At 52.6% G+C, this 12,735-nt stretch carries 13 protein-coding genes; 7 read left to right on the forward strand and 6 right to left on the reverse strand.

Annotated elements, in window-relative coordinates; all coding sequences use genetic code 11:
• Window positions 1-78: 78 nt before the first annotated feature.
• Window positions 79-1,212 carry a peptidoglycan DD-metalloendopeptidase family protein gene (locus FCN78_RS01000; protein ID WP_077659161.1) on the reverse strand — a complete coding sequence of 378 codons (1,134 nt, stop codon included), beginning with the start codon at window positions 1,210-1,212 and terminating at the stop codon, window positions 79-81.
• A gap of 7 nt (window positions 1,213-1,219) precedes the next feature.
• On the reverse strand, window positions 1,220-2,758 hold the full coding sequence (gene gpmM / locus FCN78_RS01005) for a 2,3-bisphosphoglycerate-independent phosphoglycerate mutase (protein ID WP_077659162.1): 1,539 nt from the start codon (window positions 2,756-2,758) through the stop codon (window positions 1,220-1,222).
• A 477-nt stretch (window positions 2,759-3,235) separates the two neighbouring features.
• Here gpmM and FCN78_RS01010 point away from each other — a divergent pair, with 477 nt between their 5' ends.
• The 4 genes from FCN78_RS01010 (at window position 3,236) to cysE (ending at window position 6,252) form a co-directional block, all read left to right on the forward strand.
• On the forward strand, window positions 3,236-3,697 hold the full coding sequence (locus FCN78_RS01010; RefSeq protein WP_069361902.1) for a rhodanese-like domain-containing protein: 462 nt from the start codon (window positions 3,236-3,238) through the stop codon (window positions 3,695-3,697).
• A gap of 97 nt (window positions 3,698-3,794) precedes the next feature.
• Window positions 3,795-4,274 (forward strand): protein-export chaperone SecB, encoded by a 480-nt coding sequence (gene secB / locus FCN78_RS01015; protein WP_077659163.1) that lies wholly within the window; start codon window positions 3,795-3,797, stop codon window positions 4,272-4,274.
• Between the two features lie 9 nt (window positions 4,275-4,283).
• Window positions 4,284-5,303 (forward strand): NAD(P)H-dependent glycerol-3-phosphate dehydrogenase, encoded by a 1,020-nt coding sequence (gpsA, locus tag FCN78_RS01020; RefSeq protein ID WP_077649584.1) that lies wholly within the window; start codon window positions 4,284-4,286, stop codon window positions 5,301-5,303.
• Between the two features lie 115 nt (window positions 5,304-5,418).
• A complete protein-coding gene (gene cysE, locus FCN78_RS01025) occupies window positions 5,419-6,252 on the forward strand; it encodes a serine O-acetyltransferase (RefSeq protein ID WP_231637427.1) in 834 nt (277 codons plus the stop codon).
• Window positions 6,253-6,456: 204 nt separating this feature from the next.
• Here cysE and pfkA read toward each other — a convergent pair whose 3' ends face one another.
• From pfkA to FCN78_RS01040, 3 genes are all read right to left on the reverse strand, one after another.
• Complete coding sequence (gene pfkA, locus FCN78_RS01030; protein WP_069361899.1) at window positions 6,457-7,419, reverse strand: 6-phosphofructokinase; 963 nt, start codon at window positions 7,417-7,419, stop codon at window positions 6,457-6,459.
• A gap of 186 nt (window positions 7,420-7,605) precedes the next feature.
• Window positions 7,606-8,496: a CDF family cation-efflux transporter FieF gene (gene fieF / locus FCN78_RS01035; protein WP_077659164.1), complete on the reverse strand. Its 891-nt coding sequence runs from the start codon at window positions 8,494-8,496 to the stop codon at window positions 7,606-7,608.
• A 76-nt stretch (window positions 8,497-8,572) separates the two neighbouring features.
• On the reverse strand, window positions 8,573-9,028 hold the full coding sequence (locus FCN78_RS01040; RefSeq protein ID WP_077659165.1) for a Spy/CpxP family protein refolding chaperone: 456 nt from the start codon (window positions 9,026-9,028) through the stop codon (window positions 8,573-8,575).
• Between the two features lie 167 nt (window positions 9,029-9,195).
• Here FCN78_RS01040 and FCN78_RS01045 point away from each other — a divergent pair, with 167 nt between their 5' ends.
• The 3 genes from FCN78_RS01045 to FCN78_RS01055 all read left to right on the forward strand — a co-directional run bounded on the left by FCN78_RS01045 (window position 9,196) and on the right by FCN78_RS01055 (window position 11,807).
• On the forward strand, window positions 9,196-9,891 hold the full coding sequence (locus FCN78_RS01045; RefSeq protein ID WP_077599516.1) for a response regulator: 696 nt from the start codon (window positions 9,196-9,198) through the stop codon (window positions 9,889-9,891).
• Window positions 9,879-11,279 (forward strand): envelope stress sensor histidine kinase CpxA, encoded by a 1,401-nt coding sequence (gene cpxA, locus FCN78_RS01050; protein ID WP_077659166.1) that lies wholly within the window; start codon window positions 9,879-9,881, stop codon window positions 11,277-11,279. The genes FCN78_RS01045 and cpxA overlap by 13 nt, the downstream gene beginning before the upstream one ends.
• 63 nt (window positions 11,280-11,342) lie before the next feature.
• A complete protein-coding gene (locus FCN78_RS01055; RefSeq protein WP_077459035.1) occupies window positions 11,343-11,807 on the forward strand; it encodes a tRNA (cytidine(34)-2'-O)-methyltransferase in 465 nt (154 codons plus the stop codon).
• Between the two features lie 56 nt (window positions 11,808-11,863).
• Here the strand turns inward: FCN78_RS01055 and tpiA are convergent, their stop codons facing one another.
• A complete protein-coding gene (tpiA, locus tag FCN78_RS01060) occupies window positions 11,864-12,631 on the reverse strand; it encodes a triose-phosphate isomerase (protein WP_069361893.1) in 768 nt (255 codons plus the stop codon).
• Between the last annotated feature and the right edge of the window lie 104 nt (window positions 12,632-12,735).

A 12,735-nucleotide genomic window follows, 5' to 3' on the forward strand; every position in this document is an offset into this window, starting at 1 on the left:
CGATTGCCGCGCCAATGTTGAACCGTGGCGATGGGCTCTGCTAAATAACAAACACGCCCGCCTATCTGGTGGGCGTTTTTAATCCAGCCAAGGGATGGGGTTGGTGGTGTTGCCTTTGCGGCGTATTTCGAAATATAAAGAAGGGGTGGATTGGCCACCGCTGTCGCCCACCAAGGCGATAGCTTCCCCGGCGGTCACCGTATCGCCCACATCTTTGAGCAAGGCTTGGTTGTAGCCATACAAGGTCATGTCCCCTTTACCGTGATCGACGGCAATCAACAGGCCATAGCCACGCAACCAACTCGACAGCACCACTTTACCGGCATGGGCGGCTTTGACCTCGGTACCGCGCTTGGCACCAATCACGATACCATTCCATGATACCTCACCGGATTGGCGCTCGCCAAAGCGGTGGAGCAGCTTCCCTTGAGTGGGCCAGTGAAGTTTGCCTTTGGCCTTGCCGATGCCCGCCATTTTTACTTGCGCACGCCGCGCGGCCGCGGCGATCTGCTCTTGCAACCGTTGCTTATTGGCCTTGAGTTCAGCTAAATAAGCATTGTCGCTGGCAATTTTGGCCCGGATTTTTTTCGCGGTCTGGCTTTGCGAGGCTTGCTCCCGTTCCAACGCTTGTTTTTTCTCGGTTAACTCTGCGACCAAGCTTGCCTGCTTATCACGTTGCTGTTTGAGCTGATGGGCCGTGAGTTGGTAATCGGTGCGAGTCGCAGCTAATAATTCGATCGCCTCCCGCATGGTGCTTGCAAGCACCTCAGCGTACTTGGTGAGGCGGTCAAGTTTCGCGGGTGGCTCTTGGCTAAGCAGACGTTTAAGCTGATCATGCTCGCCTTGGCGATATTGAGCATCGATCAATTCGGCCAACTGTGCCTGCTGGGCAATCATCTCTTGTTTGAGTCGCGCTTGTTTTTTGCTTAGGCGCGTGATTTGGACATCGGTCTGCTGCAGGGTTTGCTGGGCTTGGCGCGTTTTTTTAGACAGGGTATCAATGCGTTTCGACTGTGTTTTTAGATCGCTTTGTAACGCATTGAGCTTTTTATTGTGCGCCGCCAATTGCGATTGCTGGCGGGCAATTTCATCGCTCACTCCCTCTAGCTCAGAATTAGCATTGGCTGAGCCAACGAATAGGCAGAGAAAAACGCCAGTGCATAATGCACTGGCGCGGAGGGTTTGACTTAAGCGTGTTCGTTTTTCCCGCATAGGGGGATTATTTCAGATCGAACAGTGGCTTGCCAGTCATCTCTTCAGGAATCTCCATCTCGGTCAATGCCAGCATGGTCGGTGCCAGATCAGACAGCTTACCGCCCTCTTTCAAGCTTACCGGCTGACTCCCCACATACATCAGTGGGACAGGCAGGTTGGTGTGTGCGGTATACGCACCACCGGTCTCTTCGTTGACCATCATTTCAGCGTTACCGTGGTCGGCGGTGATTAGCATCTGACCATCGACTTCTTTGATGGCTTCCAAGACACGGCCGATGCAGTGATCGACAGCTTCGCAGGCCTGTACTGCAGCGTCATACACCCCAGTGTGGCCAACCATGTCGCCGTTTGGATAGTTACAGATGATCATATCGAACTTACCAGACTTAATCGCATCAACGAGCTTGTCGGTCAGCTCTTCTGAACTCATTTCTGGTTGCAGATCATAGGTAGCTACTTTCGGTGAGGCGACCAAGGCACGCTCTTCGCCTTCAAACACGGTCTCGATACCGCCGTTGAAGAAGAAAGTCACGTGTGCGTACTTCTCGGTTTCAGAGATACGCAGCTGAGTTTTACCATTTTTTGATAGCCACTCGCCAAGCGTGTTGGAGAGGCTTTCAGGTGGGAAGGCCACCGTGGTATCGATGTCGGCTGCATATTCTGTCAGCATCACAAAGTCAGACAGCTCGGCGTATTTTTTACGCGTAAAGCCATCGAAATCCGGCATAAAGGCGCGCGTCATTTGACGAGCTCGGTCGGCACGGAAATTCATGAAAACGACCGCATCGCCATCGTTGATGGTCGCTTTGTTGTCACCGTCACGGTAAATTTCCGTTGGGGCGACGAACTCATCATTTTCTTCACGTGCGTAAGCCGCTTCCAAGCCTTCTACGGCGCTGGTCGCAGTGAATTCACCTTGTGCTTGGGTGAGCAAGTCATAGGCGCGTTCGACACGGTCCCAGTTGTTGTCACGGTCCATGGCGTAGTAGCGACCAACCAGTGATGCGGTACGGCCTTTACCCAGCTTTTCAAACAGGGCATCGAAGCGTTCTAGCGATGCTTTTGCACTGCGTGGCGGCGTATCACGGCCATCCAAGAAGCAGTGTAGATAAATCTGATCGGCGCCACGCTCTGCGGCCAGTTCAACCATGGCGGCAATATGATCTTCATGGCTGTGCACACCGCCTGGCGACATCAGGCCCATGATGTGCACGGCTTTGCCCTTATCGACGGCTTTATCAACGGCGGCCGTCAGCGCTGGCGTTTGATTAAACTCACCGTCCGCAATGGATTTGCCAATACGGGTCAAATCTTGGTAAACCACGCGGCCAGCGCCGATGTTGACATGGCCAACTTCTGAGTTACCCATTTGTCCATCAGGCAGACCCACATCGAAACCGGAGGCTGAAATCAGTGTGCTGTTATCGTCCATTAGGCTATCGATCACAGGCGTGTTGGCGTTGGTAATCGCGTTATCACTTTGAGGGTCGCGATAGCCCCAGCCATCGAGAATCACCAGTGCAAGTGGTTTTTTCGCAGACATGTTACGTCCTCTTAATTCAAGCAAAAGACTGACATTGGATGCCAATGACATTGGATGTCATGGAGCAACCACTGAGGCATGGAGCCAGATTCATGGCTAGCTTCAGGACTCAGTGTGTGCGTAATTTTACAACATTTTACGGGCTGATATGTAGGCTAAGATCAATTATCCCAGCTGACAAGTTAACCAGCAAGCCTTGGTTCACTTGCCTTCGACCCTTGACTCCCCTCATTATGGCGAAGATCGCCGCTGTGCGCGAATGGCTTGGCTCAATTTCTGCGATTGATGAAACCTTCTTTCTTTTCAAGTTATTGAGCGGAAGGTGAAAACGCGTGGACGTACGTATGAGTGAGCAAACGCGCGATTTCGTCTCGGCAGGCTGTAAAACCATGGCGAGCAGGTTATACTCGACACCATTTTCACCCTTGATGGACTCTCGCCTTTGGCGAGACAAGCAAGCAGTATAGAGCAAAGGTTATGCAGGAATATATTGATTTTGTCTCCAACAACATGATTCTCACCCTTGTCTGGGTGGGTTTGGCGGCCGCTTTACTGATGTCGCTGATTAAACAAAAAACGGCTGCCTACAAAGTGGTCGGTCCTAATGACGCGGCGATCCTTAACAACCGAGAGAATGGGGTGTTTGTCGACATTCGTAGCCACGATGAATTTCGCGCTGGTCACATCACGGGTGCGCTTAATGTGTTACCGAGCGAAATCAAATCACAGTCGTTTGGTGAACTTGAAAAACACAAAAATGACCCCATCATTGTGGTATGTAAAACCGGTCAAACGGCGACTGACAGTGCCAATCAACTGGCGAAAGCGGGCTTCGAATCCGTGTATATTCTCAAAGACGGGTTGACCTCTTGGAACGATGCCAAAATGCCACTTGTTCGCGCCAAAAGCGGCAAGGGCAAAAGCAAAAAGAAAAAGTGATCCTTCACTCAATTCTCGAGCGACCGCATGACGCGGTGGCTCGCATTTTTTAATGTGCCAGTCGCATTTGCAATTTTTTAAATAAGGACGAACCATCATGGCTGAAGCCGAAAACAACCAACAAGCCGAGCAAAATTTTGCCATTCAACGCGTTTTTCTCAAGGACGTGTCTTTTGAAGCGCCAAACTCTCCAGAAGTGTTCCAGCAAGATTGGGCGCCAGACGTTAACCTTGATTTGGACACGCAAAGCCGCGAGTTGGGTGAAGGCATCTATGAAGTGATCTTGCGTTTGACCGTGACCGTGAAAAACCAAGAAAGTAATGCCTTCCTTTGTGAAGTGCAGCAGGGTGGTATTTTCTCTGTGTCAGGGATGGAGTCACCACAATTGGCGCATTGCCTGGGCGCGTTCTGTCCAAACATCCTTTTCCCATATGCGCGTGAAACCATTTCTAGCCTCGTTGTGAAAGGGACCTTCCCGCAGCTAAACCTGGCACCGGTTAACTTTGATGCCTTGTTCATGAACTACCTGCAGCAGCAGGCAGGCGAAGCATCTGGCGAAGAAGATGCACAAGCATAAGGTGTGATGATGACAGATCTTGCTCCCACTCAAGACGCAGCGATTACGGTTCTGGGCGCTGGCTCTTACGGGACAGCGCTAGCGATCTCGTTGGCCAGAAATGGTGCCAACGTGGTGTTATGGGGGCACGATCCGAGTCATATCGCACAGCTGGAAATTGATCGCGCCAACCAAGCGTTTCTTCCCGATGTCGCGTTTCCAGATTCATTAGTGCTCTGTGCGGATCTTTCTGTTGCGGTCAATGCTAGTCGCGATTTGCTTGTGGTCGTCCCCAGCCATGTGTTTGCTGATGTACTGAGCCAGGTGCGCCCTCACTTACGGGCCGACTCTCGCATATGTTGGGCGACCAAAGGCTTAGAGCCGGAAACCGGGCGCTTATTGCAAGAGGTGGCGCGGGAACAATTGGGTGACGATATTCCGCTCGCGGTGTTATCGGGCCCTACGTTTGCCAAAGAACTTGCCGCGGGCATGCCGACCGCGATTTCGGTAGCCTCGCCCGATGCAGCGTTCGTGAGTGATTTACAAGAAACCATTCATTGCCAACATAGCTTCCGTGTGTATGGCAATCATGATTTTATCGGCATGCAACTTGGCGGCGCGGTGAAAAATGTGATTGCCATTGGCGCAGGGATTTCCGATGGCATTGGCTTTGGCGCCAACGCACGGACGGCATTGATTACCCGCGGGCTTGCCGAAATGACCCGGCTGGGTGAAGCACTGGGCGCCTCTCGAGATACCTTTATGGGGATGGCGGGGTTAGGGGATTTGGTGCTGACCTGCACCGATAACCAGTCGCGTAACCGTCGCTTTGGCTTGGCCTTGGGGCAAGGTGAAGATGTGCAAGGTGCCCAAGACAACATCGGCCAAGTGGTCGAAGGCTATCGCAACACCAAAGAAGTATGGGCGCTGGCCCAGCGTGCGGGGGTTGAGATGCCGATTGTTGAGCAGATTTATCAAGTGCTGTATCAAGGCAAACTGGCCCACCATGCTGCGCGCGATTTGCTGGCACGAGACAAAAAGTCCGAATAACAGCAAAGACAAAGAGAATAACGCGCGGGGTGAGAACCGCGCGTTTTTTTTATACACTGGCGTGGGGCGGTGTTGTCGCCTGAGTGGTAGATCATTTGGGATAAGGATGAAGGCAGTGAATCAGGCCAAAAAACAATGCCAACAAGATCGTGTCTGGCAAGCAGTGAAAAAAGAAGCGCGTGAGCATTCAGAGCGTGAGCCGATGTTGGCGAGTTTTTACCACGCCACCATTATTAAGCACGACAATTTAGCCAGCGCTCTGAGCTATATTCTCGCCAACAAGCTTTCCACGCCCTCGATGCCTTCAATGGCGGTGCGAGAGGTGATAGAAGAAGTCTATGCCAACGATGCTTGTGTCGCGGAATCCGCGGCGTGTGATATTTGTGCCACCGTGGAGCGCGATCCGGCTGTCGAATTGTATTCAACGCCACTTTTATACTTGAAAGGCTTTCATGCGTTGCAAGGCTTTCGGGTTGCCAACTGGTTATGGCGTCAAGGGCGCAAAGAGTTAGCCACTTACTTACAAAACCAGATTTCGGTGACCAGCCAAGTGGACGTTCATCCAGCGGCCTGTATTGGTCGTGGTATTATGTTTGACCACGCCACGGGTATTGTTATCGGTGAAACCGCGGTCATTGAAGACAATGTGTCTATTCTCCAAGATGTCACCTTGGGCGGCACCGGCAAAGAGGGCGGTGACCGCCATCCGAAGATCCGTACGGGCGTGATGATCGGTGCCGGGGCGAAAATTCTGGGTAATATTGATATCGGTGAAGGCGCGAAAATTGGCTCCTGCTCTGTGGTGCTTAACCCCGTACCGCCTCATACCACGGTGGCTGGCGTACCGGCAAAGATCGTAGGTCGACCCAGCTCGCACATGCCATCGCTGGATATGGATCAAGAATTTAATGGCTCGCACAAGACATTTATCTCGGGAGACGGGATATGATGCGGCTTGCATAAGTGCGGATTGCATAATCGCGGCTTGCATAAGTGCGGATTGCATAAGTTCGGCTTGCATAAGTGCGGCTTGCATAAGCGCGAGTATTGTTTTCTAGCGTGACGGGATAATGCGCCGACTCAAGTGTGGGGCCAGAACGAAAAACGGAGCCGAGGGCTCCGTTTTGGCAATAGATGAAAGCTTCGCCGCGAGTTAGAACAGCTTTTCAGCGACTTCATACAGGTCGTCGCGGAATGGGCGCTTCATGTTTTCAATCGCATCAACGATGTCATGGTGCACCATTTTGTCATTCTGAATACCGACACAGCGTCCCCCTTCACCTTGTTGCAGAAGGTCAACGGCGTAAGCGCCCATGCGTGAGGCAAGAATGCGGTCAAAGGCACCCGGTTGGCCGCCACGCTGAATATGACCAAGAATGGTCGCGCGTGTTTCGCGGCCAGTTTCTGTCTCGATGAACTTCGCGAGTTCATTAGCGTCGGTCATCAGCTCAGTGATCGCGATAATCGCGTGTTTCTTACCTTTGTAGATGCCTTCTTTCACTTTGGCGAGAAGCTTGTCTTTATCCAAGCCAATCTCTGGGGTGATGATGTATTCACAGCCACCGGCAATCGATGCCATCAAGGTTAAGTCACCACAATGGCGTCCCATCACCTCAACAATAGAGATACGCTGGTGAGAAGACGAGGTGTCGCGCAGGCGGTCAATGGCGTCAATCACCGTGTTCATCGCCGTCATATAGCCGATGGTGTAGTCCGTCCCCGCAACATCATTATCAATGGTGCCCGGCAGGCCAATACAGGGGTAACCCATTTCGGTCAGTTTCTTTGCCCCCATGAATGAGCCATCACCACCAATGACGACCAAGGCGTCGATGCCGTGCATCTTCAGGTTCTGAATTGCTTGCTCACGGACTTTTTCGTCGGCAAACTCAGGAAAACGTGCCGAACCTAAAAATGTCCCGCCGCGGTTAATCACGTCGGAAACACTGGTGCGGTTGAGGCGTTCAATACGGTTTTGATGCAGGCCGAGAAAGCCATCATAAATACCACATACTTCTAAGCCTTCGCTGAGCGCGCTGCGAACCACACCGCGAATCGCTGCGTTCATACCTGGCGCATCACCGCCACTGGTCAAAACACCAATTTTTCTAACCATGGTTACCCTCTAACTGTTCGTCACTTAATTCGTGCCGATTGCGGTAATGGCAACCTGCTTGCCCCAGTGAACCCGCAATGACGATCGCTTAAACTGTAATTTTCCTACTTCTGTAATAGTATTACAATTGCTATAGAAAAAAAGTTGATACATGTCAGCCCGATGAGCTTTTGTTCACGTTACCTCTCACGCCTTTGCCTCTTTTGGCACCACGGATTTGGGATCTTGATGGATGATCACATCTGCCCCGGGAAAGGCGACGAGCAACCTATCTTCCACTTCATCGGCAATTGTATGTGCATCCACTAAGGGTAGCTCGTCATCCAGCTCTATGTGTAACTGGATAAACTTTGTTATCCCCGCCTGACGTGTGCGCAATTGATGAATGCCGTGCACCCCAACCACTGAGCTGGAGAGCACGGCAATTTTTTCTTGCTCTTCAAGCGGTAATTGCCTATCGAGTAGTGATTGGATGGCCTCATAAGCCATTTTAAGCGCTTGCGATAAGATAAACAGGCTGATGGCAATCGCAAACCAGGCATCGGCGTGTGTCCAGCCGTACCAACTCAGTCCAAGGGCAATAATAATCGCGACGTTCATTAATAAATCAGATTGATAATGAAGGGCATCGGCGGCGATGGCGGGGCTGGCGGTTTTGCGGATCACCCACTTTTGAAACAGCACCAAGCCGAGGGTGATCACGGTGGCACCGACACTGACCATAATCCCTAGTTCAGGGGCGGCAATCGGTACAGGCTTGAACAAACGTTCGAGTCCACTGAGGAGCAAGAAGGAGGCGGAGCCAATAATGAAGGTGGATTGCGCCAAGGCGGCCAGTGATTCGGCTTTACCGTGGCCAAAACTGTGTTCGCTATCTGCCGGTTGTACTGCATAGCGCACCACGAGCAAGTTGGTGAGCGAGGCGAGCAAATCGAGCAATGAGTCAACAAACGAGGCCAGCACACTGACCGAGCCGGTGAGCCACCACGCGATGAGTTTGGCTAACAGGAGAAGGGTCGCCACACAGGTGGCTGCCCACGCCGCGGCTTCAACCCAAAACGCATACTTTTTTGTCATACAGAGGGCAGTCGGTTAATTAACACTGCCCTCAGTATATATGCCATTGACGGCAAACGTATGACACGGCGCAGGTTTAGCGCCAACAGTCACCTTTTTGACCCGGTTGACGATGCTCCCCTTTACCACGGTGACCGTGGCCGCGTTGTGCCCGCTTTTCCGTCATCGCATCAAAAAAGGCGCTCTGTTGCTCAGCGGTCAGCACTTGTAACATCGCATGCTGATGGCGGGCATGGCTAACGCGACGCTCAAGATTAGGTTGTGACTGAGACGACAATAGGTCGCGCACCGCTGCTTCATCGAACGTCTCTTGGGTAAGCAGTGTATGCATATTGGTATGGAAGTCGCTTCGTGCTTGTTGACGCTGGGCGCGATAGTCATCTCGCAATGCTTCAAGCTGCGTCTTTTGCTCAGCGGTCAAATCCAGATCACGCCACAGACTGCGGTCCATGCCACCACTAAAGTGCGGGGCAGCCAAGGTGGGAAGGGTCACTGCCGCAAGTGCTAAGCCAATCGTAAAGCGTTTCATCATCTTTCTCCTGAATGGAATGTTTACCCTGTTAGCCTAGGTACTGGGATGTAAAGTGACGTTATTGGGTGTAAAGATGGGTAAAGTCACGCATGTGTGTGAGCCGCTATGATAAAAATACACCCTGTTGGGTGTCACAAACACGCCACCTTGGGAGTGAGTGTAAAAGCATGTATCAGGTTTTAATCATCGATGATGACACAGCGTTAACGGACCTTCTGAGCGAACTACTGTCTTTGGAGGGATTTGCGGTGCGCTGCGCGGATAACGGCCAAGTGGGGTTGGAGATGGCAAATGCGTCACCGCCCGATATCATTTTGCTAGATGTGATGATGCCAGTGCTCAACGGGATGGAAACCTTGCGCCAGCTACGCGCGACCTCCAACGTGGCGATTTTGATGCTCACTGCGCGAGGTGAGGAAGTGGATCGTGTGATGGGACTAGAATTAGGCGCGGACGACTATTTGGCTAAACCCTTTAGTGATCGTGAACTGCTTGCCCGAATGCGTGCCATTTTACGCCGGACGCAGGGAGATGGCGTTGAACCGACGCAATCGGATGAGGAACCTGTCCTCGCCCACCATGACGTGCGGGTCTACCCACGCCGGTTGGAAACCCTATGTCAAGACAGGGCCGTGGAGCTAACGGGGATGGAAACCGAAATGCTCGCCTGTTTACTCCATCACCCTGGCGAAGTGGTAAGTAAAGCCCTGCTTAGCGAACAAGTACTGGGCAAGCGCTTAATGCCGTTTGATCGGGCGGTCGATGTGCATATCTCCAACTTACGCAAGAAGCTGCCCGAGCGCCTTGATGGTAAGCCAAGGATCAAAACATTGCGCGGGAAAGGTTACTTATGGGTCGATTAATAGCGCTGCGGCAGCGTCTCGGTGAACGTTGGGCGCGATTACCATTTCTTGGCAGCCTTTATGGTCGGGTTTTTATTATTTTTTGGCTCACTTTGCTGGTGGTGCTCGCGGCAGTGATGTGGGCACAACGTGGTGACCCGCGTAGCTTACATGCGCTCCCATCCGTCGAAAAAGCGCGCATACAAGCTCAGATTGAGAAATTGATGGCCATCGCGCAGCGCCGAGAGGTACCGCTCTCTGTGCTGGTGGCACGGCAAAATCAATATCACGGACACCGCCGCACACCGAACAAGCTCTACTGGGTGCCTGACAGCGCACCGCTCGACGCGCTTCCTCGCGAGTTACGCCACTTTATGTCACGAACGTCAGACACTGCCGAGCCTTTGCAACGCCTCTATCATCGCCACATGTTCGCGGGGCCGTTTCCGGTCCAGACCTCCGATGCGTCGGGGCGTTTTTATCACGCCAGACGCTGGCAGCCCAGACTGCCCTTTGTCCTGAAAATATTGGAAAAGCCGGAGCACTTATTAGGTGTCACCATGTTGGTGAGCACACCTTTATTATTGTGGTTAGCGTATACCTTAACGCGCCCGGCCAGGCGCTTTCAGGCGGCCAGTCAACGGGTGGCCCACGGGGAGTTAGTGACAGACTCTGATCTTGAGCAAGGCCCGAGGGAGTTTCGCGACGCGGGGCAGGGCTTTAACCAAATGGTGACCGCGCTTAATCAGATGGTGACCGGACAACAACAGCTGGTCTCAGATATTTCTCATGAACTACGCTCACCGCTCACGCGTTTGCAAATGGCGCGGGCCCTCGCTGCGCGTGAGCTGGGCGATAGCGAGGCGTTAGCGAGAATTGAACGCGAAGCGAGCCAACTTGAGGCGTTGATCAGCGAGTTACTCACTTTGTCACGCTTACAATCCCAAGGCCACCTGGCGCGAGAAAGAATCAGTGCTGATGCCTTGTGGCAAACAGTGATAGAGGATGCCCAGTTTGAAGCCGGTCAACAGGGTAAGCAGGTCACCAGCAATGGGATCCCAGATGCCATGCTGACCGTCAATGTGCGCCTGGCGCGTAGTGCCTTAGATAACGTATTACGCAATGCCATTCACTATGCCGGCCAACACGTTCACATCAAGGTGGAACGAGACGCGGGACAGCTCTGCCTCTCGGTTGTTGATGATGGGCCTGGGGTGCCAGAGAGCATGTTAAAAGACATTTTCCGCCCGTTTTACCGGGTATCGGCCGCGCGCGATCGCCACAGTGGCGGCTCAGGATTGGGACTGGCGATTACCGCACAAGCGATTCAACAGCACGGCGGGCAGGTTAACGCATCCAACCGTCCAAAAGGTGGGCTAGCGGTGTGTTTATATTGGCCATGTGGTTAATATTGCGCAATCCACAAGCGGTTGCGACAATACCGCCTTTGCTGGATTTTGCAGGTTACTGCCATGTTTGATATTGCGCTCTATGAGCCTGAAATTGCACCGAATACGGGCAACATTATTCGCCTGTGTGCCAATTGCGGCGCGCACTTACATCTGATTGAGCCGTTGGGTTTTGATCTTGACGAGAAGAAAGTCCGTCGCGCGGGATTGGATTATCATGATTTGGCGCGTGTGACACGTCATCAGGACTACACGGCGTTTGCAAAAGCGATGGCCGGCCGGCGGATCTTTGCGTGTACCACCAAAGCCACCCAGTTTCACACTGAGGCGACGTTTGCGGACGGTGATGTGTTGTTGTTTGGGCCAGAAACGCGCGGCTTACCCGATGCGTTGATCCAAGCATTACCAGACGCGCAGCGATTACGCATTCCAATGCAGCCAGAGGCACGTAGCCTTAACCTGTCTAATGCCGTAGCGATTATTGGGTATGAAGCGTGGCGGCAGTTTGGTTTTAATGGCGCGCAATAAAAAACGCCCCCAGCGATGGCTGAGGGCGTGGATCTTTCATGTCTTCGGCGCGTAATTTACGCTTTTTTCGCTTCTGCCGCGGCTTTAGCAATCGCCGCAAAGCCAGCAGCGTCAAGCGCGGCACCGCCAACGAGCGCGCCGTCGATGTCTGGCATTGCAAACAGCTCAGCGGCGTTGCCGGCTTTCACAGAACCACCATATTGAATCACGACTTTGCTTGCCACGTCTTCACTATAAGACGCAATATGCTTGCGGATCGCTGCGTGGATATCTTGTGCTTGCTGCGCGGTCGCCGCTTTACCGGTGCCAATTGCCCAGATTGGCTCATAGGCGATCACGGCATCGTTCAAGGCTTCAACCCCTTGTGATTGGATTACAGCGTCAAGCTGACGTGCGCATACCGCGAGAGTTTCACCCGCTTCGTTCTGCGCGTCAGACTCACCGATACACAACACAGGTGTGAGGCCGTTTTCTTTCAAGAAAGCAAATTTCTGCGCGACAAATTCGTCAGACTCTTGATGATACTCGCGACGCTCTGAGTGGCCGATAATGATATGGGTCGCACCAAAGTCTTTCAGCATCTCTGCAGAGATATCACCGGTGAATGCGCCGCTGTTGTGTGTATCGACGTTTTGCGTACCGAGTTTAATCGCGCTATCAGCCAGCAGTTGCTCAGCTTGTGCCAAATACATCACTGGTGGCGCAACGGCCACATCGACGCCTTCAACGCCTTTCAGTTCAGCGTTAAGGCCGTTAAGCAGTTCAGTGACCATGGCTTTGCTGCCATTGAGTTTCCAGTTACCCATTACCAATGGACGGCGCATAGGAATTCCTCCGCGGTTTAGTTGATTTGAAGTCAAAAGATGTAAAGAAGGTAGTCTATTGTAGCGCGGCCTTCTCTGTTTAAAATCATAGAATGGCGAGAATG

The sequence above is a fragment of the Salinivibrio kushneri genome, assembly GCF_005280275.1.
GTDB lineage: Bacteria > Pseudomonadota > Gammaproteobacteria > Enterobacterales > Vibrionaceae > Salinivibrio > Salinivibrio kushneri.